At 66.4% G+C, this 24,427-nt stretch carries 24 protein-coding genes; 15 read left to right on the top strand and 9 right to left on the bottom strand.

The features are described from left to right. Positions 1-39: 39 nt before the first annotated feature. Positions 40-441: a DUF2946 domain-containing protein gene (locus N511_RS0110135; protein ID WP_027679185.1), complete on the bottom strand. Its 402-nt coding sequence runs from the start codon at positions 439-441 to the stop codon at positions 40-42. A gap of 198 nt (positions 442-639) precedes the next feature. Here N511_RS0110135 and N511_RS0110140 point away from each other — a divergent pair, with 198 nt between their 5' ends. Both N511_RS0110140 and N511_RS0110145 read left to right on the top strand, forming a co-directional pair. Further along, a complete protein-coding gene (locus tag N511_RS0110140; protein ID WP_027679186.1) occupies positions 640-1,821 on the top strand; it encodes a hypothetical protein in 1,182 nt (393 codons plus the stop codon). Positions 1,822-1,909: 88 nt separating this feature from the next. Then, positions 1,910-2,938 (top strand): TraB/GumN family protein, encoded by a 1,029-nt coding sequence (locus tag N511_RS0110145; protein WP_027679187.1) that lies wholly within the window; start codon positions 1,910-1,912, stop codon positions 2,936-2,938. Between the two features lie 24 nt (positions 2,939-2,962). Here N511_RS0110145 and N511_RS0110150 read toward each other — a convergent pair whose 3' ends face one another. Both N511_RS0110150 and N511_RS0110155 read right to left on the bottom strand, forming a co-directional pair. Further along, positions 2,963-3,271, bottom strand: a complete 309-nt coding sequence (locus tag N511_RS0110150; RefSeq protein WP_027679188.1) for a DUF1272 domain-containing protein — start codon at positions 3,269-3,271, stop codon at positions 2,963-2,965. Between the two features lie 21 nt (positions 3,272-3,292). Continuing rightward, a complete protein-coding gene (locus N511_RS0110155) occupies positions 3,293-4,246 on the bottom strand; it encodes a sugar-binding transcriptional regulator (protein WP_027679189.1) in 954 nt (317 codons plus the stop codon). A gap of 216 nt (positions 4,247-4,462) precedes the next feature. Here N511_RS0110155 and N511_RS0110160 point away from each other — a divergent pair, with 216 nt between their 5' ends. The 11 genes from N511_RS0110160 to N511_RS0110210 all read left to right on the top strand — a co-directional run bounded on the left by N511_RS0110160 (position 4,463) and on the right by N511_RS0110210 (position 16,560). Continuing rightward, positions 4,463-5,788: an ABC transporter substrate-binding protein gene (locus N511_RS0110160; RefSeq protein WP_027679190.1), complete on the top strand. Its 1,326-nt coding sequence runs from the start codon at positions 4,463-4,465 to the stop codon at positions 5,786-5,788. Between the two features lie 28 nt (positions 5,789-5,816). Next, positions 5,817-6,770 carry a carbohydrate ABC transporter permease gene (locus N511_RS0110165; RefSeq protein ID WP_027679191.1) on the top strand — a complete coding sequence of 318 codons (954 nt, stop codon included), beginning with the start codon at positions 5,817-5,819 and terminating at the stop codon, positions 6,768-6,770. Beyond that, entirely contained in the window at positions 6,767-7,588 is an 822-nt protein-coding gene (locus N511_RS0110170; RefSeq protein WP_027679192.1) for a carbohydrate ABC transporter permease, read from the top strand. The genes N511_RS0110165 and N511_RS0110170 overlap by 4 nt, the downstream gene beginning before the upstream one ends. Next, on the top strand, positions 7,585-8,301 hold the full coding sequence (locus tag N511_RS0110175; RefSeq protein ID WP_027679193.1) for an HAD family hydrolase: 717 nt from the start codon (positions 7,585-7,587) through the stop codon (positions 8,299-8,301). The genes N511_RS0110170 and N511_RS0110175 overlap by 4 nt, the downstream gene beginning before the upstream one ends. Positions 8,302-8,335: 34 nt before the next feature. Continuing rightward, positions 8,336-9,454 (top strand): ABC transporter ATP-binding protein, encoded by a 1,119-nt coding sequence (locus N511_RS0110180; protein ID WP_027679194.1) that lies wholly within the window; start codon positions 8,336-8,338, stop codon positions 9,452-9,454. Between the two features lie 33 nt (positions 9,455-9,487). Next, a complete protein-coding gene (dalD, locus tag N511_RS0110185; protein WP_027679195.1) occupies positions 9,488-10,906 on the top strand; it encodes a D-arabinitol 4-dehydrogenase in 1,419 nt (472 codons plus the stop codon). 68 nt (positions 10,907-10,974) lie between these two features. Further along, complete coding sequence (gene xylB / locus N511_RS0110190) at positions 10,975-12,483, top strand: xylulokinase (protein ID WP_027679196.1); 1,509 nt, start codon at positions 10,975-10,977, stop codon at positions 12,481-12,483. Further along, a complete protein-coding gene (locus tag N511_RS0110195) occupies positions 12,480-13,427 on the top strand; it encodes a carbohydrate kinase family protein (protein ID WP_037026582.1) in 948 nt (315 codons plus the stop codon). The genes xylB and N511_RS0110195 overlap by 4 nt, the downstream gene beginning before the upstream one ends. Before the next feature lie 81 nt (positions 13,428-13,508). Next, positions 13,509-13,841: a YnfA family protein gene (locus N511_RS0110200; protein ID WP_027679198.1), complete on the top strand. Its 333-nt coding sequence runs from the start codon at positions 13,509-13,511 to the stop codon at positions 13,839-13,841. Between the two features lie 141 nt (positions 13,842-13,982). Further along, positions 13,983-14,309, top strand: a complete 327-nt coding sequence (locus tag N511_RS0110205; protein ID WP_027679199.1) for a hypothetical protein — start codon at positions 13,983-13,985, stop codon at positions 14,307-14,309. 100 nt (positions 14,310-14,409) lie between these two features. Next, on the top strand, positions 14,410-16,560 hold the full coding sequence (locus N511_RS0110210) for an ATP-dependent helicase (protein ID WP_027679200.1): 2,151 nt from the start codon (positions 14,410-14,412) through the stop codon (positions 16,558-16,560). 29 nt (positions 16,561-16,589) lie between these two features. On the opposite strand, the gene mdtD is transcribed toward N511_RS0110210, so the two are convergent. Then, entirely contained in the window at positions 16,590-18,020 is a 1,431-nt protein-coding gene (gene mdtD, locus N511_RS0110215; protein ID WP_027679201.1) for a multidrug transporter subunit MdtD, read from the bottom strand. A 190-nt stretch (positions 18,021-18,210) separates the two neighbouring features. On the opposite strand from mdtD, the gene fumC reads away from it, so the two are divergent. Both fumC and N511_RS0110225 read left to right on the top strand, forming a co-directional pair. Continuing rightward, complete coding sequence (gene fumC / locus N511_RS0110220) at positions 18,211-19,596, top strand: class II fumarate hydratase (RefSeq protein WP_027679202.1); 1,386 nt, start codon at positions 18,211-18,213, stop codon at positions 19,594-19,596. A gap of 101 nt (positions 19,597-19,697) precedes the next feature. Further along, the gene (locus N511_RS0110225) at positions 19,698-20,744 is read left to right on the top strand and encodes a sensor domain-containing diguanylate cyclase (protein ID WP_027679203.1); all 1,047 of its coding nucleotides are present in this window, start codon (positions 19,698-19,700) and stop codon (positions 20,742-20,744) included. Between the two features lies 1 nt (position 20,745). Here N511_RS0110225 and speD read toward each other — a convergent pair whose 3' ends face one another. The 5 genes from speD to N511_RS0110250 all read right to left on the bottom strand — a co-directional run bounded on the left by speD (position 20,746) and on the right by N511_RS0110250 (position 24,381). Then, the gene (speD, locus tag N511_RS0110230; protein ID WP_027679204.1) at positions 20,746-21,171 is read right to left on the bottom strand and encodes an adenosylmethionine decarboxylase; all 426 of its coding nucleotides are present in this window, start codon (positions 21,169-21,171) and stop codon (positions 20,746-20,748) included. After that, positions 21,168-21,356 (bottom strand): hypothetical protein, encoded by a 189-nt coding sequence (locus N511_RS0110235; RefSeq protein ID WP_027679205.1) that lies wholly within the window; start codon positions 21,354-21,356, stop codon positions 21,168-21,170. The genes speD and N511_RS0110235 overlap by 4 nt, the downstream gene beginning before the upstream one ends. Further along, positions 21,353-22,801, bottom strand: a complete 1,449-nt coding sequence (locus tag N511_RS0110240) for a DUF4178 domain-containing protein (protein WP_027679206.1) — start codon at positions 22,799-22,801, stop codon at positions 21,353-21,355. The genes N511_RS0110235 and N511_RS0110240 overlap by 4 nt, the downstream gene beginning before the upstream one ends. Before the next feature lie 88 nt (positions 22,802-22,889). Continuing rightward, entirely contained in the window at positions 22,890-23,933 is a 1,044-nt protein-coding gene (locus tag N511_RS0110245) for an SPFH domain-containing protein (protein ID WP_027679207.1), read from the bottom strand. Positions 23,934-23,982: 49 nt separating this feature from the next. Next, on the bottom strand, positions 23,983-24,381 hold the full coding sequence (locus N511_RS0110250) for a DUF350 domain-containing protein (RefSeq protein ID WP_027679208.1): 399 nt from the start codon (positions 24,379-24,381) through the stop codon (positions 23,983-23,985). Between the last annotated feature and the right edge of the window lie 46 nt (positions 24,382-24,427).

Here is a 24,427-nt window from a genome sequence, read left to right on the forward strand (position 1 = left end):
CGAACGCAAAGGCGCCACGGCGTTACGTCCGCAGGCGCGTCAGATCGACAACGACGGAAACACAGGAGGCGCGCGCGACTCGGCCACGCGCAACGCACTGCGCGCGTACACGGGTGCCGGAGTGGCCGGCTGCCGCACGCGATAGATGAAATGGGCGGAAGGAACATCCAGCGCCGGCAACGAGGCCAGCGCCAGCCCGGCAGCAAACCCCGGGCAATACAGACAGTGCGCCACGCTGTGGTGGGCGCCCGAACCGTCGGCGGAGCCATCGCCTTGCAGATCGATGGCAACCTGCACGGTGCTGCCATGCGGGGCCGTTGCGCTGCACAGCTCGACGTCGAGCGTGCCCGTGGCCGCCGCGCGTGCGGAGGCGAGCACCGGCGACAGTACGTTCAGTACGATCGCAAGCCAGACGAGGAAGAGCCAGCGGCGATGGAGCATGAATAGGCAACGTCAGAATGTGTGGAGTATAGCGCTGCACACAGTTCCCCGAATTGCCTGCGGCACAGTGCCGCGCAATCGCAAATCGGGCCGAGCCGACTGCAATCCGGCTGGCAATTCGGGCGGAATTAGCCTTAATTATTGAATCGACTATAATTTATACCGACTTCCATAATCGAGTCTAAAACAGGGCTTTCCATGGATTCCGACACTGATACCGGCCGCTTCAACTTCCACCGCCAGGACCTTGCCAACACGCTGTGCGACAGCCTGGAAGGCAAGGGCCTGGCCGATGCGCGCTCCGGCTTGTTCCTGGCAGCGCCCCGGCGCACCGGCAAAAGCACCTTCCTGCGCGAAGACCTGGTGCCGGAGGTCGAGCGCCGCAAGTGGATCGCCATCTACGTGGACTTATGGGCCGACCGCGCCCGCGACCCCGGCCTGCTGATCGCCGACGCCATCAAATCGAAGCTGGCCCAGTTCGACGGGCCGATCGCGAAACTCGCAAAGCAGGCCGGCATGGAGAAGGTCGACGTGTTGCGTACGTTCACGTTCAACCTCGGCAAGATCGGGCTGCCGCCGGGCATCACCCTGGCCGACGCGCTCGATGTGCTCTACAAGGCGGTGCAGCGGCCCGTCGTGCTGATCATCGACGAGGCGCAGCACGCGCTGTCCACCGAGGCCGGCACCAACGCCATGTTCGCGCTCAAGGCCGCGCGCGACCAGATGAACCAGGGCGTGGTCGAACCGCGCCTCTTCCTCGTCTTCACGGGGTCGAACCGCGACAAGCTCGCCAACCTGCTGCTCAATCGCACGCAGCCGTTTTTCGGCTCGCGCGTGACCAACTTCCCGCTGCTGGGGCGGCCGTATGTGTCGGCGTACACCGCGTGGGTCAACCAGCACCTGGCGCCCAACAACCAGTTCAAGGAAGACGACATGTTTGCCGCCTTCCAGCTGGTCGGGCACCGGCCGGAGATGCTCAAGGGCATCGTCAGCGAGATCGCCCTGGAGCTGGGTGAAGCCGCCAGCCTGGGCGAGCTGCTCAAGCGCGGCGCGCAGGGTTTTCGGGACCGCATCTGGGGCGAGATCGAAAGCGATTACAGCGCACTGACCGAAATCCAGCGGGCCGTGCTGGCGGTGCTGATCGAGCGTGGGCAAGGCTATTCGCCGTTTTCGGAAGAGTCGATGAAGGCGTATGCGGCCAAGCTGGGCCACAGCGAGTTTTCTACCGCCACGGTGCAGGCCGCGCTGGACGCGCTGCGCGACAAGAACCTGATCTGGAAGGAATCCCGCGGCGCCTACGCGCTGGAAGACGAAAGCCTGGCGCTGTGGTTTCGTGAGACGCGTGGCGCGCATGCCGTGCCGCCGAAGCTGAGCGAATAGCGCGTCCGAGGCGATCATCCCGCGGCACGCAATGGCTTGCGCCCGCTACACTGGACAGACGACACAACAATATTCGGGGAGCAGCCAAATGGCACGCAATCACACCACGTGGCGCGCGCTCGCGGCCGCGTTTTTCCTATTGGCGGGCGGCGGCACGGCTGCCGCGCAAGACGCCACGCCCGCACAGGCACCGGCACCGGCATCGGCTCCGAACTGTCCGCCACCCGCCTCCAGCTTCATCCCCAAGGACGGCTGGGCCGCCGCCGCGCAACGCGCGACCGACCACGGCTTGCTCTGGCGCATCGAGAAGAATGGTCACACCTCGTGGCTCTACGGCACGATCCACGTGGCGCGGGCCGACTGGATGCTGCCCGGTCCCACCGTGCGCAGCGCGCTTCAGCAAGTCGACAGCATCGCGCTCGAACTCGACCTGCTCGACAAGGACGCCGACCGCAAGCCGCTGACCGCGCACAACAGCGCAGAAGACCGCCGGCTCCTGACCGGCCGTCGCGGCGAACGCTTCAACAAACTGCTGTCCGCGGCTTGCCTGCCCGACACGGCCCTCACACAGATCCGCAAGTTCCAGCCGACCATGCAGCTGGCCTCGCTGGCGGTGCTGGGGGTGCGCACGGACGGGCTCTATCCCGATTTCGGCATCGACCTGTTTCTCACCACCTACGCCAAGAGCGTGCACCTGCCGATCGTGCCGCTCGAAACGCTGGCGCAGCAGGTGCGCGTGCTCAACGAGATCGTGCCGAAGAACGAGGTTGCGCAGCAGTTCGATACCGTGCTCGACGCGATTGAATCCGGCGAGGCGCGCACGCAGACGCTCACGCTCGCCAATGCCTGGGCCGACAGCGACCTCAGCACGCTCGAGCACTACCCGCAGTGGTGCGATTGCCTGAAGACGGCGTCGGACAAACGCGCCTTCCAGCGCCTGGTGACGAACCGCAACCGCGCCATGGCCGAGAACATTGCGCGCGTGCACAACAGCGGCCAGCGTGTGTTTGGCGCCGTGGGGGCGCTGCACATGATCGGGCCGAAAGGGATTCCGGCGCTGCTGGCAGCACGCGGGTACAAGGTCACGCCGGTGTTGCCGGCACCCGAGCCGCGTTAGGCGGCGCGCGTTTTCGCTATTCGGTCAGCGCTTTTCCGGCGGCGTCGATCCAACGGCCGCCGCCAATTCGGCATGCGCGGCCAAGTCCGCCCGGCGATGCTTGACCGTCGTACTGGCCGGATACTTGCCCAGGAAGTTGCCGTTCTTCCAATCCTTCGCCGGGCGGATCGGCCGCGCCGTAAAACCGCCGCCGCAGTTCGGGCAGACATTGCCGAACACGCCGTCCGCGCACGTCGCGCAGAACGTGCATTCGAATGAACAGATGCGCGCGTGGGTCGCGTCGGGCGGCAGTGCGGTGTTGCAGTGTTCGCAGGTCGGGCGGAGTTCGAGCATCGCGTCCTCGGTGTGGTGGGTTCAGTCCAATGCAGCCAGGATGCGTTGCGCGCAGGCTTCGTCGGTCACCAGACCGGTCAGCCAGCCGCCTCGCAACGCCGCCCCAATCGCGCCTGCCTTCGCCACGCTGCCGGCAACGGCGATGACGGGGCGAGACGGCATCGGATTGAGCGGCAAGCTGGTAATGCGGGTCTGCAACGGCACATCAAGCAAACGGCCCTGGGCATCGATCGGCCGGCCGATCAGCTCGCCCGCGGCGCCATGGGCGAGCAGATCGTCCACATCCTTCGCGCTGATGAAGCCGTCGACCTGCAATGGGCAACCCGGCCCGATCGTGCCGACACCGATGAAGGTGACATCCGCCTGCGCTGCCAGATCGGCCACCACGCCGTAGAGCCGGTGGTGGCACCACTGGCGCGTGTCTTCGGCGCTGTCGGCAACGAGTGGCGCGGGCAGGAGGTAATAGCGGCTGCGGGTTTTCTCCGCGGCGGCGAGTGCAACGTCGTAGCGGTTGGACGACCCATCCGCCGCAATGGCCCCGACCATCGAGACGATGCGGTGTTGCGGCCGGTCAAGGTCGGGCAGTTGGTCGATCGCGGCGCGCAGCGTGCGGCCGGAGCCGACATTCACCACGCGCGGCGCGTCGGCCAGCAGGTGGCGCTCCATGATTTCCGCGGCGGCCACGGCAATCATGCGTTGGGCGGCGTCGGCGTCGTCGGCATTGGCCGGCACCACGTGGCAGGTCTCCAGCCGGAAACGGCTGCGCAGGCTCTCGGCCAACTCCAGACACGTCGACACCGGGTGCGTCACGCGCACCTTCACCAGCCCGTGCTCCACCGCATAGGCGACCAACCGCTGGGCGATCTGGCGCGACACGCCCAACTGCTCGGCGATGTCGTGTTGCGTGTGGTTGCCCACGTAATAGAGCCACGCTGCGCGGGCGGCCTGGTCTCGTTTCTCTTGCTGCTTGGACACGCAGCGCCTCCTCTAGTACCTCGGCGATATGAGACGCATCGTAGCGTGCTTTTGCTCTTTCAACGAGCATTTGCTTGACAAGCGCAACATCGCATCCAATTATTTGCTCACAACACGGACAATTGCTCAAATCCCGAAGCAAGTCCAGGCGGTGCGCCCGCATCGCCACATTCCAAGAAAGGAGACGACTGCATGTTCCGCACGCTTCTGCGCGGGATGGCCCGCCCATCCCGGCTACTCAAGCTGACCGCCTTCGCTGCCCTCCCGGCCTTCACCGCCATTTCCGCGCACGCCGCGCCCACCACGCTCACCATCGCCACGATCAACAACCCCGACATGATCGTGCTGCAGAAACTGTCGAGCCAGTTCGAGCAGGCGCATCCCGATATCAAACTGCGCTGGGTCACGCTGGAAGAAGGCGTGCTGCGTCAGCGCGTGACGACCGACATCGCCACCGGCAGCGGCCAGTTCGACCTGATGACGATCGGCGGCTACGAGGCGCCGCTGTGGGCCAAGAAGGGCTGGCTCACCCCGCTGGACATGCCTGCCAGCTACGACGCGGCTGACCTGCTGCCGACGGTGCGCGACGGCCTCTCGCAGGGCGGCAAGCTGTTCGCCGTGCCCTTCTATGCCGAAAGCTCGATGACGTATTACCGGCGCGATCTGTTCAGCGCGGCCGGCCTGAAGATGCCCGAGCAGCCAACGTATGACGACATCGCCCAGTTCGCCGCCAAGCTCCACGACCCGGCCAAGGGCGTGTACGGCATCTGCGTGCGCGGTCGTGCGGGCTGGGGCGAAAACATGGCGCTGGTGTCCACGATGGTCAACACGTTCGGCGGCCGCTGGTTCGACGAGAAATGGCAGCCGACGATCGACACGCCCCAGTGGAAACAGGCAGTCAACACGTATGTCGACCTGCTGAAGAAGTACGGCCCGCCCGGTGCAAGCAGCAACGGCTTCAACGAAAACCTGGTGCTGTTCTCGGGCGGCAAGTGCGGCATGTGGATCGACGCCACCGTCGCGGCCGGCATGGTCAGCAGCGCGAAGGATTCCAAGGTGGCCGACAAGGTCGGCTTTGCGAATGCGCCCATCGCCAGCACGCCCAAGGGCTCGCATTGGCTGTGGATCTGGGCGCTCGCGGTGCCGAAGTCGTCGAAATCGCCGGAGGCTGCCAAGACGTTCGCGGCCTGGGCGACATCGAAGGACTACATCCGCGCCGTGGCCAAGGCGCAGGGCTGGGGCGAGGTGCCGCCGGGCACGCGCGCGTCGACGTATGACGACCCCGCCTACCAGAAAGCCGCGCCGTTCTCGGGCTTCGTGCGCCACGCCATCGAAACGGCCAACCCGAACGATCCGTCCGCACAGAAAGTGCCCTACACCGGCGTGCAGTTCGTGACGATTCCGGAGTTCCAGTCGCTGGGCACGGTGGTCGGCCAGGCGATTGCCGGCGCGCTCACGGGCAAGACGACGGTGGACGACGCGCTGCGTGTCTCGCAATCGCAGGCACAGCGTGCGATGCGCCAAGGCGGCTATCTGAAGTGATGCAGCCGCTGCTGCGCCCGGAGGTGTCATGGAACATGTATTGGAGTCGCGGGTGAACGGCATGGGCGGCACGCCGTCACCCGCCCAGCCCGTACAACCACAAAACGGCGCACGGCGCTGGCTGCCGACGCTGCTGGTGTCGCCGTCGGTGCTGGTGCTGCTGTTGTGGATGACGGTGCCGCTGGCGATGACGCTGTATTTCTCCGTCAGCCGCTACAACCTGCTCAACCCCGATCAGACCGGCCTGGCGGGGCTCGACAACTATCGCTTCCTGATCGAAGACCCCGCCTTCTGGCCGGCCATCGGCAACACGCTGGTGCTGATCGGCTCGGTGCTGGCGATCAGCGTCGTGGCCGGCACGCTGCTGGCGGTGCTGTTCGACCAGCCGTTCGCGGGGCGCGGTGTGGCGCGCATCCTTGTCATCAGCCCGTTCTTTGTCATGCCGACGGTGGCCGCGCTCATCTGGAAGAACATGATGCTGCACCCCGTGTACGGCCTGGCCGCCTGGGTGGCGCGGCTGTTCGGCGCCGAGCCGGTGGACTGGCTGGCGACGCATCCGATGCTCTCCGTGATCATCATCGTGGCGTGGCAGTGGACGCCGTTTGCCTTCCTGATCCTGCTGACGGCGCTGCAATCGCTCGACCCCGAGCAGAAGGAAGCCGCGCAGCTCGACGGCGCGAGCCCCGTGCGCATCTTCTGGCACATCGTGCTGCCGCACCTGAAGCGCGCGATTGCCGTGGTGGTGATGATCGAAACGATTTTCCTGCTGTCGATCTTTGCCGAGATCCACACCACCACCGCGGGCGGCCCCGGCACAGCCACGACCAACCTCGCCTACTTCGTCTACAGCCTCGGCCTGCAGCAGTTCGACATCGGCATTGCGTCGGCCGGCGGCATCGTGGCCGTGGTGCTGGCAAACGTGGTGGCGTTCTTCCTGGTCCGCATGCTGGCCCGCAACCTGAAGGGAGTGCACGAGCAATGAGCACCCTCACCTCAACCTGGCGCACGCGGCTGGCCGGTGTGCTGGCGTGGGCGATTGCCCTGGCACTGTTCTTCCCTATCGCCTGGGCAGCGCTGACCGCCTTCAAGACCGAGCAGGACGCCTATACGCCCACGCTGTTGTTCACGCCGACGCTCGACAGCTTCCGCGAGGTGCTGGAGCGCGCGCATTACCCGAGCTTCCTCGGCAACTCGCTGGCGGTATCGATCATCTCCACGCTGCTGGCCCTGGCGATTGCCATTCCGGCGGGCTACGCGATGGCGTTCTTCCCGAACAAGCGCACGCAGCAGGTGCTGCTGTGGATGCTGTCGACCAAGATGATGCCGGCCGTGGGCGTGCTGCTGCCGGTGTACCTGCTGGCAAAAACGGCGGGGCTGCTGGATTCCATCACCGCGCTCGTCATCGTCTACACGCTCGCCAACCTGCCGATTGCCGTGTGGATGGTCTTCACCTACTGCAACGACGTGCCGCGCGAGATTCTCGAGGCCGCGCGCATGGACGGCGCCAACCTCTGGCAGGAACTCGTCTACGTGCTGCTGCCGACGATGCTGCCGGGGCTCGCCTCCACCGCGCTGCTCCTGCTGATCCTGTCGTGGAACGAAGCCTTCTGGAGCCTGAACCTGACGAGCATCGATGCCGCGCCGCTCACCGTGTTCATCGCGTCGTACTCCAACCCCGAGGGGCTGTTCTGGGCGAAGCTGTCGGCGGCCTCGGTCCTGGCCATTGCGCCGATCCTCGTGCTGGGCTGGCTGGCACAACGGCAACTCGTGCGTGGCCTGACATTCGGGGCCGTGAAATGACGCCACATGCCAACGAATATGCCAACACACGCGCGCCCGCCTACCTGATCTGCGATTGCGACGGCGTGCTGATCGACAGCGAGTCGGTGGCGTTGCGCGCGCTGATCCGCACGCTCGGCCCGCACGTACCGCATCTCTCATCCGCCGCGCTGGAAGAAGTGCTCGAGCCGCGCCTGGGCATGAACACGATGGCGCTGCTGACGGAGCTGCAGAGCAGCATCGGCTTTCATCTGTCCGACACGCAACTGGCCGGCGTGCTGGCCGATGTCGAACACGACTGCGCCACGCAATCGCAGCCGGTGCCCGGCATTGCCAACCTGCTGGCCGCACTGCCGCAGCCCAAGGCCGTCGCAAGCAACAGCAGCCGTCCGCGCATTGAAGCAAGCCTGCGCAGAGCGGGCTTGCTCGATATGTTCGGCCCGCACATCTATAGCGCCTACGAAACACCGCGGCCCAAGCCGGCACCGGATGTGTACCTCGCCGCCTGCGCGGGCCTGGGCGCCAGCCCCGCGCAATGCCTCGTCATTGAAGACAGCGACACCGGCGTGCGCGCCGCCCGAGCCGCCGGCCTGACCGTATTCGGCTTTGCCGGTGTCGCACATGTACCGGCAGTTGCCACACAGCGCCTGCTGGCTGCCGGCGCACGCCACGTCTTTACTGACACGCGGGCACTGGCCGATGCGCTGACGTCGACGCTCGCCACGCCCGCCTGATCCGCACACAGAACACGCCCAAGGAGACCTCGCCATGGCCAGCCTGACCCTGCGCAATCTGCAGAAGCGTTACGAGCAGAACACCGTCCTGCACGACATCAACCTCGACATTGCCGATGGCGAATTTGTCGTCTTCGTCGGCCCATCGGGCTGCGGCAAGTCGACATTGCTGCGCACGATTGCAGGCCTGGAGGGCATCGATGCCGGCGACCTGCTGATCGGCGACACGCGCGTGAACGACGTGGTACCCGCCAAGCGCGGCATTGCGATGGTGTTCCAGTCGTACGCGCTGTATCCGCACATGAGCGTGTACGACAACATGGCCTTCGGGCTGAAGCTCTCGGGCATGAAGCGCGAAGCCATCGACGCTGCCGTACGCCGCGCTGCCGAAGTGCTGCACATCGATGCGCTGCTGGATCGCAAGCCGCGCCAGCTCTCCGGCGGCCAACGCCAGCGCGTGGCCATCGGTCGCGCCATCACCCGCGAGCCCAAGGTCTTCCTGTTTGACGAGCCGCTCTCCAACCTCGATGCCGCGCTGCGTGTGAAGATGCGCCTGGAGTTTGCCCGCCTGCACGACGCGTTGAAGACGACCATGATCTACGTCACACACGATCAGGTGGAAGCCATGACGCTGGCCGACAAGATCGTCGTGCTGCGTGACGGACGCATCGAACAGGTCGGCTCTCCGCAAACGCTGTATCACCATCCGGCCAGCCAGTTTGTGGCGGGCTTCATCGGCTCGCCCAAGATGAACTTCCTGCGTGGCGTCGTCGATCGTGTCGATGCATCGGGCGTCTCCGTAGCGCTCGCGGGGGGCCAACAGCCGGTGGCCGTGTCGCCGGGTGAGCTGCGCGCGGGGGATGCCGTCACGCTCGGCATCCGGCCGGAGCATCTGCATCTCGACGCGGCGGGCACCCTGCGCGGCACCGTCACGCATATCGAGTCCCTGGGCGACGTGGCCTATCTGCATGCCGACTGCGAAGCCGCACCCGACGGCCTTGTGCTGCGCGTGCCGGAATCGACCCGGCTCGCGCACGGCAGCGCCATCACGTTGTCCGCCGACGCCGCGCACTGCCACCTGTTCGACGCCGAAGGCCGCGCGCTGCCGCGCTTGCAGGCCCCGCAGGCCCAACAGTCCCAAGAGGCCGCCTGAGGTTCACACCGCCCAACGTTGCACGCCCCGACCATGCCTTCCCCCAACGATTCTTCCACCTGGCTGCACCTGGGTGCCGGCTCCTTCCACCGCGCGCACCAGGCGTGGTATCTGCATCGCCTTCGCGAGACCGGCGACACATCGTGGCGCCTAGCGCTTGCCAACATCCGCGACGATGCCGGCACGCTGCTGCATGACCTCGTTGCCCAGCACGGCGCCTACACACTGGAGACAGTCGACACCGCCGGTCATCGCCAATACACGCGCATCGAGTCCATCGATGCGGTCGTGCCGTGGGATGCCGAACTTGCGGCACTGTGCGAGATCGGCGCGGCGCCCGACACGCGCGTGATCTCGTTCACCGTGACGGAAGGCGGCTACTACCTCGACCAGCAGCACCAGCTCGACGCCACGCAGCCGGACATCGCCGCCGACCTGCGCGGCGGTGCCAGCACGCTCTACGGCGCACTGGCGCGCCTGCTGCGCCTGCGTTTGCAGCGCGGCGGCGCTCCGCTCACGCTGCTCAATTGCGACAACCTGCGCCACAACGGCGAGCGCTTCCGAAGCGGCCTGCGCCAGTTCCTCACGCTGCGCGGCGAGCCCGGCGACAGCGACCTCATCGCATGGCTCGACGCGCACGCCAGCACGCCCAACACGATGGTCGACCGCATCACGCCGCGCCCCACCGACGCCTTGCGCCAACGGGTGGCCGCACAAACCGGCTGGCAAGACCGCTGCCCCGTGATGGCCGAGACCTTTGCGCAATGGGTGGTGGAAGACGACTTCCGCGCCGGGCGGCCCGCGCTCGAACGCGTGGGCGTGGAGTTCGTCGCCTCGGTGCTGCCGTACGAGGAAGCGAAGATCCGCGTGCTCAACGCCAGCCATAGCTGCATCGCGTGGGCCGGCACGCTCCTGGGGCTGCACACCATCGATGAAAGCGTGGCCGTGCCGTCCATCCACCGCATGGCGAGCGCCTACGTCACCGACGATGTCATCCCGTGTCTCACGGCCAACCAGCCCAGCCCCATCGACCTGGCCGCCTACCGCGACACCGTGCTCGACCGTTTCGCCAATCCGCACATCCGTGACACCAACCAGCGCGTGGCGGCAGACGGCTTTTCGAAAATTCCCGGCTTCATCACGCCCACGCTGGCGGAATCCTTTGCGCGCGGGCATGTGCCCCTTGCCACGGCGATGCTGCCGGCGCTGTTCTTCGTCTTCCTGGAGCGCTGGCAAGCGGGCACGCTGCCGTATGCCTACCAGGATGGCCAGTTCGATCCGGTTGCCGCGCACGCCATGCTGGAGGCCGACGACCCGGTTGCCGTGTACTGCCGGAACACTGCCCTGTGGGGCAGCCTTGCGGGCACGGAAGCGCTCACTGGCCTTGTCCGCAACGCCATCGAGCGTGTGCGGGCGTGGCTGGCAGTCGAACAAGCCGCCACTGCCGGCTAATCATCAGCAAACGCAACGGCGGATTCGCGCGACAATCCACGGTTCAAGCAACCGGACCCGGCGGCCTCATGTACCTCGGCATCGATCTCGGAACCTCGGAAGTCAAAGTGCTGTTGCTGGACGCGACGGGCACCATCGTCGGCACGGCCGGCGAGCCGCTCACCGTATCGCGGCCGCATCCGGGCTGGGCCGAGCAGACGCCGGAAAACTGGTGGCAGGCCACCAGCGCCGCCATCGGCAAACTGCGTGATGCGGCGCCGGAAGCCTTCGCTGCCACCCGCGCCATCGGCCTGTCGGGCCAGATGCACGGCGCGGTGCTCCTCGACGCGCGCAACCGTGTGCTGCGCCCCGCCATGCTGTGGAACGACACGCGCAGCACCGCCGAATGCCTGGAACTCACCCGCCGCGTGCCAGACCTGCACGCCGTTGCCGGCAACCTGGCAATGCCGGGCTTTACCGCGCCAAAGCTGCTGTGGAGCGCGCGCCATGAACCCGACGTGTTCAGCGCCATCGATTGCGTGCTGCTGCCCAAGGACTACCTGCGCCTGCGTCTGACAGGCGAGCGCGCTTCCGACCCCTCGGATGCGGGCGGCACGCTGTGGCTGGATGTTGCACGACGTACGTGGTCTGACGAACTGCTCGCCGCGACGGGCTTGTCACCCAGCCAGATGCCGCGCCTGGTGGAAGGCAGCGCGCCCAGCGGCGCCTTGCTGCCCGAGGTGGCCGACGCATGGGGCATGGCGCGTGGCGTCGTCGTAGCTGGTGGCGGTGGCGATGGCGCGGCCAGCGCTGTGGGCATCGGCGCGACCCAGCCTGGCGATGGCTTTCTGTCGCTGGGCACGTCGGGCGTGATCTTTGTCGTCAATGACCGCTTCCGTCCAAACCCGGCTCAAGCCGTGCACGCGTTCTGCCATGCGCTGCCGGGCCGCTGGCACCAGATGAGCGTGATGCTGTCCGCCGCGAGCTGCCTGCGCTGGTTCTGCCGGCTGACGAGTGTGCCGGAAGCCACGCTGCTGCCTGAAATCGCTGCGCTGGCCGCCACGGAACAAACGGAACGCCAGTCAGCGCCGTTCTTCCTGCCCTACCTCAGCGGCGAGCGCACGCCGCACAACGATGCGTTTGCGCAAGGCCATTTTCACAACCTCACGCATGCCAGCGACCGCGCCGCGCTCGGTTACGCCGTGCTCGAAGGCGTCGCCTTTGGCATGGCGGATGGCCTGGACGCCTTGCGCGCAGCCGGCACGCAGGTGGCCTCGCTCTCGTTTGTGGGCGGCGGCTCGCGCAGCCCGTTCTGGGCGCAATTGCTGGCCGACACGCTCAACACCGAACTGACGACCCATGTCGGCAGCGAAGCCGGCGGCGCGCTCGGTGCCGCGCGCCTGGGGTGGATGGCCGACGGCGGCATCGAAGCGGCCGTCTGCGCCAAGCCGCCCGTGCAGGCCACGTATCGGCCCGATGCCGCACGCCACGCGCGCCTTGCCGAACGGCTGTCGACATTCCGTGCGCTGTATCGGCGCGCTTCACCGCTGCCGGTCACGCCTTCTGCCCAAACCACCGATCTCCCCTTGCCTGCATGAGCGACGCCCTGCCCTTGCCCCGCCTCGTCGTCTTTGGCGAAGCGCTGACCGATTTCCTGCACCAAGGCAACGGCCAATGGCTCGCCCGGCCAGGCGGCGCATGCTGGAACGTCGCCCGCGTGGCAGCGCGTCTGGGCATGCGCACGGGTTATGCCGGCGCCATCAGCAACGACGTGTTCGGCGACGCGCTCTTCGCCGATTCCCAGGCCGCCGGGCTCGACCTGCGCTATCTGCAGCGCGTGGATCGCTCGCCGTTGCTGGCGATGGTCACGTCGACCCAGCCGCCGCATTACTTCTTCGTCGGCGATGACAGCGCCGACCTGCATTTCGATGCGCAAGCCCTGCCCGCCGGCTGGCAGACCGCCGTGGAAATCGCCCACTTCGGCTGCATCAGCCTGGCGCGCGAGCCGCTCGGCAGCCGCCTCGTGGCGCTGGCCGAAACGCTGGCCGCGCAAGGCACCCGCATCACCTTCGACCCGAACTGGCGCACGGCGATGAACGCACCGCACTACGCGCCGCTGCTGCTGCGCATGGCTGCCATCGCATCGGTCATCAAGGTGTCGGATGAAGACTTGCGCCACCTGTTTCCCGGGGATGCCGATCCGCTGACCACGCTGCGCACCCTCGCGCCGCAGGCCGACATCCTGCTCACGCTCGGGGCCGAGGGCATGGAATGGCTGGCAGCGGCGCACGGCGGGCAAGACGATGCGCGTATCGCCCAACCGGCCTTTGCCGTGCGGGTGGCAGACACCGTCGGCTGCGGCGATGCTGCGATGGGCGCTTGGCTGGCGAGCCAGCTGCAGTCGCCCGAGGCGCCACCGCAGGCGCATCTGCGCCAAGCCGCAGCGGCGGCCGCCCTCACCGCCACGCGCGCCGGCGCGTATGCGGGCACGCAAGCCGAGATCGATGCGCTACTGCAGGCGCACACCGCCTCGCCCGCCTGAGGTCGAGTGAGACCGCGTGGCAGCGCCGCCCCACATGCCACAATCGGCGCCGTCTACGTCTTGATTGCTCCGGGGCCCGTTTTGGAACTGCTTCGTATTGCCGTGCTGTTTGCCGTCACCGCCGTCGCGGAAATCGTCGGTTGTTATCTGCCGTGGCTCGTGCTGCGGCAAGGCAAGCCGATCTGGCTATTGCTGCCGGCGGCCGCCTCGCTGGCGCTGTTTGCGTGGTTGCTGACATTGCACCCGACCGCGGCCGGCCGCACCTATGCCGCATACGGCGGTGTGTATATCGCCGTGGCACTCGTGTGGCTGCGTCTGGTCGACGGCGTGACGCTCACCCGCTGGGACATCGGCGGCGCAGCCATTGCGTTGGCAGGGATGGCCGTGATCGCCCTGCAACCGCAGGCCAATTGATCGGATTGCACGCGATATTTAGGTTTTCCTGAGCGAAACGGAACCCTAAGCCGCCGCCAGGATCGGAAGGTGGATCATTGCTGCGGCCATCGCGCTGCACGCCGGTCGCCCCTCATCCAACGCTTTGTCCTGGAGGCCGCGATGCCTGCCAACACCCTCAAACACCTCGTCGTGGCCACGATGCTGATGTCCGCAGCGATGACCGCCTCGGCCCTGACCACGTCAACGTTCACCTTCACCGATCAGGATCTGCAAGGGATGCTTGCCCACAGCCAGTCTGCCAAGCCCGCCCAGCAGGCCAAGCCAGCGGAACCGGCCGAACGTGCCGCTACAGAGAGGCTCCGCGTCGGCCTGAGCGATCCGGGCACGCAGCTCGTGCTGCCCTGGTTCCTGGCGGATCTGGTGGATGCGGTCAACCGGCGGGCATCGCCGCAGGATTTCGCGAAAAAGCTGCGGGACGGGATCTGATCGGCCACCGCCGTCAGCCTCCCGTTCACCACCCTCACTTTCCACAGGCAGGCATCACAGTGCTGTATATTCATACAGTTATTTTTTGTGACGCCCTGCCGTGCTTGCCGCTTCCCCCACCCCAGACACCGCCACTGTGCCGGCCACGCCCGGTTACCTGGCCCAGCTGAACGACCAGCAGCGCCAGGCGGTCGAGTTCGGTATTTCCGGGGCAGACGCGGCGGAAACCGGCCCGCTGCTCGTGCTGGCCGGTGCTGGGTCCGGCAAGACGCACACCCTGGGCTGGCGCGTGGCGCACCTGGTGGCCAACGGCGCCGATCCGCAACGCATTCTGCTGCTGACGTTTTCCCGCCGCGCGGCCAGCGAACTGTCGAACCGCGCCGGCCACCTGCTCGCGCGCGCCATGCAGGGCGAGCGATCGAACCACGCGCTCAATTCCGCGGGCACGTCGTACAAGACCACGCTGCCCTGGGCCGGCACCTTCCACGGCATCGGCGCGCGCCTGCTGCGCGAATACGCCGACCGCGTCGGCCTCGCGCCCGATTTCACCATCCACGACCGCAGCGACTCGGCCGATCTGCTCAACGTCGTGCGCCATGAACTGAACCTGTCGACCAAGGAACGCCGCTTCCCGCTCAAGCAGACCTGCATCGCGATCTACTCGCGCGCCATCAACGCCGAAAGCTCGCTGAACGCCGTGCTCAAGCACCACTTTCCGTGGTGCGCGATGTGGGAGACGCAATTGCGCACGCTGTTCGATGCGTATGTCGAAGCCAAGCAGGCGCAGCACGTGCTCGACTACGACGACCTGCTGCTCTACTGGCACGCGATGGTGTCCGACGCAGAGCTGGCGGCCGAGATCGGCGCGCGCTTCGACCACATCCTCGTCGACGAATACCAGGACACGAACCGGCTGCAGTCGTCCATCCTGCGTGCGCTGCGTCCGGACGGCCGCGGCGTCACCGTGGTGGGCGACGACGCGCAATCGATCTACGCATTCCGCGCGGCGACGGTGCGCAACATCCTCGATTTTCCGCGCCACTTTTCGCGGCCGGCGCACACGGTGCTGCTGGAGCGCAATTACCGTTCGACGCAACCGATTCTGGATGCCTCGAATGGCGTGATGCGTTTTGCCACGGAACGCTTTGCCAAGACGTTGTGGACGGACCGCGCATCGACGCATCGTCCGCGTTTGATTTCGGTGCGTGACGAGGCCGAACAGGCGCGTTGCGTGGCCGAGCGGGTGCTGCATCACCGGGAAGGCGGACTGACGCTGAAATCGCAGGCGGTGCTGTTTCGCACCGCGAGCCACAGCGCGCCGCTGGAGATCGAACTCACGCGCCGCAACATCCCGTTCGTGAAATACGGCGGCCTCAAGTTTCTGGAGGCGGCGCATGTGAAGGACGTGCTATCGGTGCTGCGCTGGGCCGAGAACCCGCGCAACCGCATTGCCGGGTTTCGCGTGATCCAGCTGCTGCCGGGCGCTGGCCCGGCCACGGCGGCACGCGTGCTCGACGCCATGGCGGAAGCGGCGGACCCGATTGCCGCGCTGCTCGCCTATGAGCCGCCGGCACGGCTGGCTGGCGACTGGTCTGCGCTGATGGCGCTCATGCAAACCCTGCGTACGCCCAAAGACAGCCTGGAATGGGCCGCTGAACTCGAAGCCGTCGGCGCCTGGTACGCACCGCACATGGAGCGCCTGCACGACGATGCGGCCGTGCGCCAGGGCGATCTGGACCAGCTCGCTCGCATGGCCACCACCTACGCCACGCGCGAGCGCTTCCTGACCGAAATGACGCTCGACCCGCCCGAGCTGACCAGCGATGAATCGGGCGACCCGTACCGCGATGAGGACTACCTGATCCTCTCGACGATCCATTCATCGAAAGGCCAGGAGTGGAAAGCGGTGTATGTGCTGAACGCCGTGGACGGCTGCATGCCGGCCGATCTGGGCGCGGGCTCACATGAAGAGCTGGAAGAAGAACGCCGGCTGCTTTACGTGGCGATGACGCGTGCGCGCGAGCATCTGGACATCCTGGTGCCGCAGCGCTTCTACGTCACGCAGCAAACGCCCAACGGCGACCGGCACATCTACGCGTCGCGCACGCGCTTCATTCCGCCTGCGCTGCTGCCGCTGTTCGAAGCGTGCGCATGGCCGGAACCGGAGCCCGGCGCGGACCCCGCAGCCGAAGCGCGTGCCGCGGCCAAGGTCGACCTGAGCAAGAAGATGCGCGGCTACTGGAAAAAGTAGTCGGCCGAATCGCCGAAGTGCACCCTCCCTCAGTGCACTTCCATCTCGGGCCGCTTGACGACGTGCGTTGACTCGAAGCGCGAGAGCTGCGCGAAGATCCACGCGGCCGCGCAGGTCATGACACCCACGCAGACAAACGTCTTGTGGAACGCCGCCAGCGTGTCGCGCCCTTCCGGGCCGGCGGTGAAGTCGGTAAAGCCCGTCAGCAGTGCGCCGGCGGCGGCCACGCCCAGGCTCATCGACAGCATCATCACCATCGACAGCATGCTGTTGCCCGCGCTGGCCAGCGGGCCGGTCAGGTCCTTCAGCGTGAGCGTATTCATGGCCGTGAACTGCATCGAGTTGAAGGTGCCGAAGATCGCCAGTTGCACGATGCGCAACCACACCGGCACGTTGGGCGTCATCACGGCAAAGCTCGCCATCATCAGGCCGACCATGACCGTGTTGACGGACAGCATGCGGCGATATCCGTAGCGCTTGATGGCCCACGTGCCCAAAGGCTTGGCGGCCATGCCGGCGGCAGCCACCGGCACCATCATCAGCCCGGCCTGCAGCGGCGTGTACCCCAAGCTCACTTGCAACAGCAGCGGAATGAGGAACGGCATCCCGCCGCTGCCGATGCGTGCAAACAGGTTGCCGAGCACACCAATGGAAAAGCTCGGAATGCCGAACAGCGTGCGCGGAAACAGCGGCCCAGCCACGCGCCCCGCATGCAGCCAGTAAGCCGTGAGCGCCGCCAGACCAAAGATCAGCAGCACCAGCACCGTCGCGTGCTGGAAGCCCAGCTCCGACAGCCCGTCGAGCGAGAACGACACCGCCGCCATGCCGAAGGCCAGCATCAGATAGCCCGACCAGTCGAAGCGGCTGTCGTCTTCAGCATGCACATCGGGCATCACCTTGAGCGTGACGAGCGCGCCGATCACCCCCACGGGAATGTTGATCAGGAAGATCCAGTGCCACGACACGGCCTCCACCAGCCAGCCTCCCAGCGTCGGGCCGATCAGCGGACCGATCAGCCCCGGGATGGTGACGAAACTCATGGCCGGCAGGAACTGCTCGCGCGGCACCACGCGCAGCACGGTCAACCGCCCCACGGGCATCAGCAGCGCGCCGCCCACACCTTGCACCACGCGCGAGGCAATCAGCATGGTCAGGCTGCGCGATTCCGCGCACAGCAACGAGCCAATCGTGAACAGGAAGATGGCGGCGAAGAACATCTTTCGCGTGCCGAAGCGATCGGCCATCCAGCCCGAGGCCGGCATCAGCATGGCGGTCGTCAACGTGTAGGCGATGATGACCGACTGCATCTTCAGCGGGCTTTCCGACAGGCTGCGGGCCATGGCCGGCAAGGCGGTGTTGACGATGGTGGAATCGAGGGTCTGCATGAACAGACCCATCGCCACCAGCCAGAGCAGCGGTTTCAGCGATGGGTCGACGGAGGCGGAGGGCGTGGTGGGCATGGGGCGGGGCAGAAGCAGCAGGATGCGACGCAGCCGTCATTGTGGCGCGCCTCGCCTGTGCCCGCAAACCGTGTACCCGGCGCGCCGGATTGCGTAACGTGCCGCCATACCGCCCCTACCACCAACAAGGACACCGCGCTCTGCCTATACTGGAGCGTTCATCCCAGTCACCCCGTGCCATTCCTCTGCCATGACGACCCGTACCGAACGCGACACCTTTGGCCCCATTGAAGTCCCTGCGGACCACCTGTGGGGCGCACAAACGCAACGCTCGCTGCAGAACTTCGACATTGCCGGCGACCGCATGCCGCGCGAGCTGATCGACGCGCTCGCCCGCATCAAACGTGCCAGCGCCGTCGTCAACCAGCGCCTGGGGCTGCTCTCCGCGGACAAGGCCAACGCCATCGTCAATGCCGCTGACGAGGTCATCGCGGGCAAACACCCCAATGAATTTCCGCTGGTGGTCTGGCAAACGGGCTCAGGCACGCAGACCAACATGAACATGAACGAGGTGCTCGCCAACCGCGCCAGCGAGCTGCTCGGCGGCGAGCGTGGCGAAGCGCGCCTCGTGCATCCGAACGATGACGTGAACCGCAGCCAGTCGTCCAACGATGTGTTCCCGACCGCCATGCACGTCGCCGCCGTGACGGCCATCACGCGTCATCTCCTGCCCTCGCTGCGCACGCTGCGCGAGACGCTGGCCAAGAAGGCCGCCGACTTCAACGACATCATCAAGATCGGCCGCACGCACCTGCAGGACGCGACGCCGCTCACGCTGGGCCAGGAGTTCTCCGGCTACGTCGCCCAGTTGCAGCACAACGAAACGCATCTGAACGCCGCCCTGCCGCACCTGTGCGAACTCGCGCTGGGCGGCACGGCGGTCGGCACCGGTCTCAACGCACCGGCCGGTTACGCCGAACAGGTGGCCGAAGAGCTGGCGCAACTGACCGGCCTGCCCTTCGTCACCTCGCCCAACAAGTTCGAGACCATGGCGTCGGCCGATGGCCTGGTGCATGCGCACGGCGCGCTGAAAACGCTGGCGGCCAGCCTGACCAAGATCGCCAACGACATCCGTTGGCTGGCGAGCGGCCCGCGCAGCGGGCTGGGCGAAATCTCCATCCCCGAGAACGAGCCGGGCTCGTCGATCATGCCCGGCAAGGTCAACCCCACGCAGAGCGAAGCCGTGACGATGCTGTGTGCGCAGGTCTTCGGCAACGACGTCGCCGTGAACGTGGGCGGCGCCTCGGGCAACTTCGAGCTGAACGTGTTCCGCCCGATGATCGCGTACAACTTCCTGCACAGCGTGCGCCTGCTGGCCGACGGCATGCGCAGCTTCAACGATCACTGCGCCGTGGGCATCGAACCCAACCGCGACCGTATCGACGAGCTGGTGCAGCGCTCGCTGATGCTGGTGACGGCGCTCAACCCGCATATCGGCTACGACAAATCGGCGCAGATCGCAAAGAAGGCGCACAAGGAGGGCACCAGCCTGCGCGAGGCCGCACTGGCGCTCGGCTATGTCACGCCCGAGCAGTTCGATGCGTGGGTGCGGCCGGAGAACATGGTGGGCCGCTAAGTGATCTGTCATGGGCCCGCAGCTTGCGACGCGTGGCCTATCCTTCTTCCTTTTCCATTGCCCGTTTCAAGCGCGCCGGCCCGGCCGGCGCCCCTTTGCGCATGAAACCCGCTCCCATTCCGACGAACGAACCCGAACGTCTTGCCTCGCTGCAAGACATGCTGTTGCTCTCCACACCCGACGAGGAGTTGTTCGACCGCGTCACGCGCACGACCAAGCGCGTGTTCGACGCACCGATCGTGCTCGTGTCGCTCATCGACGCCCAGCGGCAATGGTTCAAATCGTGCATCGGGTTGAACGTGCGCGAGACCGGGCGCGACATCTCGTTCTGCGGCCATGCCGTGGCCGAGGAGCAGATGCTCGTCATTCCCGACACCAAGGCCGACCCGCGCTTTGCCGACAACCCGCTCGTGACGGGTGCGCCGCATATCCGTTTCTATGCTGGGCGGCCGGTCAAGAATCTGGCGGGCTATGCCGTCGGTACGCTCTGCGTGATCGACCAGAAGCCGCGCCCGTTTGAACAGGCCGAGCGGGAGCTGCTCAATGACCTGGCCAGCTGGGTGGAATCGGGATTCCGCGAACGTGAACTGAGCGAATCCCAGCGCTCCATCCTGACCGAGCTGCAGGTGGCACGCCACGAAAGCCTGACCGATCCGATGCTGGGCATCTGGAACCGGCGCGCGGCGATGGAGCTGCTCACGCGCGAATGCGGCCACGCCATGCTGCACGGGCAACCGCTTTCCTTGCTGGTGGTGGATGTGGACCACTTCAAGCGCGTGAACGATACCTACGGCCACCCCGCAGGCGATGCGGTGCTGGTTGAGATCGCACGCACGCTGCGCGTGAATTCGCGCCCCGTCGACGCGGTGGGCCGCTACGGCGGCGAGGAATTCCTGGTGGTGCTGCCGGATACGACCACACTGCAGGCCACCGGCATTGCGCAACGGCTACGCAGCGCGGTGGAATCGCTGGAGATCGCCACGCCAGAGGCCAACATCCGCTGCACCATCAGCGTGGGCCTGGCAAGCTGCGAGGCGGGCAGGAACCTGTGCACGCCCACAGACCTCATCATGCGTGCCGATGCCGCCCTGCTGGCGGCCAAACGGCTGGGGCGCAATCGCGTGATATTCGACGGTCAGCCGGTGTAGCTCAGTTTGACGGGGGCGCAGTCCCGCGACGGGCGACGCGCACATCAACACGTTGCGGCGTCAACGCGCGCTCGAACACTGCGCGCGCGGCATGCGTCGTGCCGGTGCCGCACATGAATGCGTCGATGGCGGCAAAGCCGTGCTCGGGCCAGGTATGAATCGAAAGGTGCGACTCAGCGAGCAGCAACACGCCCGTCACGCCGCCCTGCTCGCCAACGGGCAAACCCGTGCGCACAGAATCGAAGCGATGCAGGTGCGCATGCAGGATGGTCGCACCGAGCGCGTCGGCCGCATCGCGCAGCGCGGTTTCCAGCGCCGCCGCATCGCGCAGCAGTGCGGGTGCCACGCCGTAAAGATCGAGCAGAAGATGCTCGCCTACGGCGGCGGAGGCTTCCTCCGCAGACAGCGCTGCGTCGGTCCGCGTCACTTGTGGCCCCCGCTGAAACCGCCGCCATAGCCGCTACCGCCCGAAGAACCGCCCCAATAGGACGACCCGCCCGTGCTACTGCTGCCGTACGACGGCGTGCGCGGTGCGGCAAAGCCGGCCTTCCAGTCCATATACGTCGCGCCGATCACCACGGCCACGGCATAGAGAACGAACCAGTTCTTCATTCCCCGCCCCCAATCTTGGCGACCAGCCATGCGGGCACCAGCAACAGCAGCGCCGCGAAGAACGTGATACCGAACACCGAGCCAGGCGCCATGAAAAACGGCACGAGGTTCAGCAGACCAAGCAGCACGCAGGCGACCACCGCCACCGTCATGTAGTTCGACGACGATGCCTTGACGGGCTCGGCGACCACCTTGCCGAACCACGCCTTGATCTGCGCGGCGCTGACCGGCGTGCTCTTGGACCACGTCAGCTCATGCGCGTCGCTCTCCGCGGCGAGGCTTTCCTCGCCTGCGGTGTATTCGACTACGCGCGTCTGGTCGCCCGATTGGACACGCCAGTTGAAGGCGCCAGCGGCGTATGTCACGCGCGAGGTGTAATCCTCATCGCGGGCGTAGACCTTGCCGTCGAGCACCGCGGTGCGGCCGTCGCGCTGGGTGGGCCAGCGGTCGAGCACGTTGGCGCGGAACCAGCCGTCATCGGTTTCAACCATCCAGCTGAAACCGCGCTTGGGCGTGTAAAGCAGATATTCGAACCACTCGCCGCCGCCGTCGACCACCGTGCGACGCATCACGCCGATCACCTGCCACTGCAGGCCGTCGATGAGCGCCTTGTCGCCCAGCTCGAGCGTGGTGGCGACCTGCGGCACCGAGCGTGCGCGCGCAATGATGTCGCCGCGCGGCGTGGCCGCATCGATGGCCGCGCCGCAGCCGGGGCACAGCACATGGCCGGTCACGCCGGGGCTGAACGCGATCGACGTGCCGCACTGCGGGCAATCGAGATTCGTCAGCTTGCCGGGCACGCGGCCGGCGGTTTCCTTGATCTCGGCGTCGGTGCGCAGCAGCTGGCACTTGAGCACGTCGAGCGTGGTGGCTTCACCCACGTAGAGCGTTGGCGCCGTACCGTCGGAGTAGTCCAGCGTGATGAAAGCGTCTTCTCTGCGGCCATCGGCCACGCGCGCATGCCAGCCTTCGCCCACGCGGAACGGCAATTCGCCCTGGCCCCCGGTGCAATCGGCTTCGCGTACGTCGGACAACACGTACTGCTTGCCCTCGGCGTCGTACAGCTGCCCCGGGCGCAGCGCCTCGAACGCGACCGCATTGGCGGGCGTGCCGCGCGCGAACGTCATCGTGACGTGCCCGGACGCTTCGGCGAGCCAGCCGTCGGTGCCGTCGTCGAACAGCACGTACCACTCGTTCCAGAAACCCGCGTCGTAGCGCAACTGGATGCGGCCGACGACGGTGAACGCCTTGTTCTTGTAGCGCCCGGTGGTGCCGATCTGCACGCGTGCATAGTCCTCGAGCACGGCAGACATCTTGCCGATGTCGGAAAGCGTCTCGCCGTCGCGCAGGAGCGTGCTTTTGCAGAAGCTGCACACCGCCATCACGGCCGCGGCAGACTTCAGTTCCACCGGCGCGCCACACGCCGGGCAGTTGGCATGAAACATGGTCAGGTCGTTCGATTGCGCAAAAGATTGCGCAGAAAAACGGGCGGCTTGCGGTGCCGCCCGGTCATCCGGTCAGCGGGGCCGAAGCTCAGCCGCCGGTCAGCGCCTTGAGCACAGCAGCCTTGCCGGCATCAAAGTCGGCTTGCGTGATGAGGCCCTTGTCGAGCAGTTCCTTGAGCTTGGCCAGGCGCGCGGTGGGGTCGTCCGCTGCAGGAGCCGCGGGTGCGGCGGCAGCGGCAGGTTGAGCCGCCGCACCGCCGGCGTTGCCTTGCACCGCCGTGCGCAGGCTGTCGGCCATCGCCTGGCCCATCGCCAGGCCGGCTGCCAGGCCGGCGCCCGTGCCCGCGATGCCGCCTTCGTTGCGTGCGGCCAGCGGCAGCGATTCGGCCGTCTGGTATTGCGTGAAGCGCTGCATGTCGCCGGTCATGTCCATGCTGATGCGGCGGTCCAGCGCGGCCTGCAGTTCGTCCGGCAGCGTGACGCTGGACACCTGGAAGCTGTCGAGCGCCAAGCCGTACTGCGTGAACTGCGGCAGCAGCGCCTCGCGCACCTTGTTCGACATCAGCATCTGGTTGGCGGCCAGGTCCAGGAACGGCACACCGGATTCGCCAAACGCCGTGGCCATCGCACCCATGATGACCGGGGCAAGTTGCGCCTCGACTTCATCCACGGTGTAGATGTCGCGCGTGCCGCTCACCTGCTGATAGAACAACTTCGGGTCGGCCACGTGGTAGGCGTACACGCCAAACGCGCGCAGGCGGATCATGCCGAAATCCTTGTCGCGCACCGTCACGGGCTGCGGCGTGCCCCAGCGGCGGCCGAGTTGCTGGCGCGTGCTGAAGTAGTAGACGTCGGACTTGAAGGGGGACTCGAACAGCTTGTCCCAGTTCTTCAGATACGTGAGAACGGGCAGCGTCTGCGTGGTCAGCTTGAAGGTGCCGGCGCTGAATACGTCGGCGATCTGGCCTTCGTTGACGAACATCGCCATCTGCGAGTCGCGCACGACCAGGGTGCCGCCGTTCTGGATTTCCATGTCCTGCATCGGATAGCGCCAGGCGAGCACGCCGTCTTCGCTTTCCGTCCATTGCAGGATGTCGATGAACTGCTTCTTGATAAAACTGGACAGGCTCACAGCAAACTCCTTCGCGATGATTCGCGGGGCAGGAACAATCAGGACAAGGTCAGGACAGGCACGCCGCGTTGATCACGCCCACGGCCAGCGCGCTCACGCCAAACAGCATACCGGCGGCGATATTGTTGTGCTCGATCTGCAAGCGGTAGTCCGGCATCAGCCGCGTAAGCACCAGAAAGACGACCAGTTGCACCACCGACGCCATCACCGCCCAGAACAGGAACGGCACCAGGCCATCGGCATGCGTGATGCTCGACGCGATGGTCAGCACGAAACCGAGCAGCGCCCCGGCCAGCGACAGCGCCGCGGCGATATTGCCTTCGCGGATCAGCTTGAACTCGTCATACGGCGTCAGGCGCAGGTAGACGAAGAAGAAGCCGGAAAACACCACGGCGCCCGCCAGCAGGTGCGAGGCATAGGCGATCACGGAAGCGGTCATGTCAGGCATGGGGAGGGGCCGTGCAGTACATAGGTGGCGCCACTATAGCGGCTGA

Origin of the sequence: Ralstonia sp. UNC404CL21Col (assembly GCF_000620465.1) — a bacterium.
GTDB classification, from domain to species: domain Bacteria; phylum Pseudomonadota; class Gammaproteobacteria; order Burkholderiales; family Burkholderiaceae; genus Ralstonia; species Ralstonia flatus.

Excerpts from the sequence above, each read along its gene's own strand:
- mdtD (WP_027679201.1), bottom strand. The coding sequence starts at position 18,020 with ATGCCCACCACGCCCTCCGCCTCCGTCGACCCATCGCTGAAACCGCTG.
- N511_RS0110160 (WP_027679190.1), top strand. The coding sequence starts at position 4,463 with ATGGCCCGCCCATCCCGGCTACTCAAGCTGACCGCCTTCGCTGCCCTC.
- N511_RS0110240 (WP_027679206.1), bottom strand. The coding sequence starts at position 22,801 with ATGTTTCATGCCAACTGCCCGGCGTGTGGCGCGCCGGTGGAACTGAAG.
- N511_RS0110175 (WP_027679193.1), top strand. The coding sequence starts at position 7,585 with ATGACGCCACATGCCAACGAATATGCCAACACACGCGCGCCCGCCTAC.
- N511_RS0110180 (WP_027679194.1), top strand. The coding sequence starts at position 8,336 with ATGGCCAGCCTGACCCTGCGCAATCTGCAGAAGCGTTACGAGCAGAAC.
- N511_RS0110205 (WP_027679199.1), top strand. The coding sequence starts at position 13,983 with ATGCCTGCCAACACCCTCAAACACCTCGTCGTGGCCACGATGCTGATG.
- N511_RS0110250 (WP_027679208.1), bottom strand. The coding sequence starts at position 24,381 with ATGCCTGACATGACCGCTTCCGTGATCGCCTATGCCTCGCACCTGCTG.
- N511_RS0110145 (WP_027679187.1), top strand. The coding sequence starts at position 1,910 with ATGGCACGCAATCACACCACGTGGCGCGCGCTCGCGGCCGCGTTTTTC.
- N511_RS0110140 (WP_027679186.1), top strand. The coding sequence starts at position 640 with ATGGATTCCGACACTGATACCGGCCGCTTCAACTTCCACCGCCAGGAC.
- N511_RS0110135 (WP_027679185.1), bottom strand. The coding sequence starts at position 441 with ATGCTCCATCGCCGCTGGCTCTTCCTCGTCTGGCTTGCGATCGTACTG.
- xylB (WP_027679196.1), top strand. The coding sequence starts at position 10,975 with ATGTACCTCGGCATCGATCTCGGAACCTCGGAAGTCAAAGTGCTGTTG.
- N511_RS0110150 (WP_027679188.1), bottom strand. The coding sequence starts at position 3,271 with ATGCTCGAACTCCGCCCGACCTGCGAACACTGCAACACCGCACTGCCG.
- N511_RS0110235 (WP_027679205.1), bottom strand. The coding sequence starts at position 21,356 with ATGAAGAACTGGTTCGTTCTCTATGCCGTGGCCGTGGTGATCGGCGCG.
- N511_RS0110195 (WP_037026582.1), top strand. The coding sequence starts at position 12,480 with ATGAGCGACGCCCTGCCCTTGCCCCGCCTCGTCGTCTTTGGCGAAGCG.
- N511_RS0110170 (WP_027679192.1), top strand. The coding sequence starts at position 6,767 with ATGAGCACCCTCACCTCAACCTGGCGCACGCGGCTGGCCGGTGTGCTG.
- N511_RS0110225 (WP_027679203.1), top strand. The coding sequence starts at position 19,698 with ATGAAACCCGCTCCCATTCCGACGAACGAACCCGAACGTCTTGCCTCG.
- N511_RS0110165 (WP_027679191.1), top strand. The coding sequence starts at position 5,817 with ATGGAACATGTATTGGAGTCGCGGGTGAACGGCATGGGCGGCACGCCG.
- fumC (WP_027679202.1), top strand. The coding sequence starts at position 18,211 with ATGACGACCCGTACCGAACGCGACACCTTTGGCCCCATTGAAGTCCCT.
- dalD (WP_027679195.1), top strand. The coding sequence starts at position 9,488 with ATGCCTTCCCCCAACGATTCTTCCACCTGGCTGCACCTGGGTGCCGGC.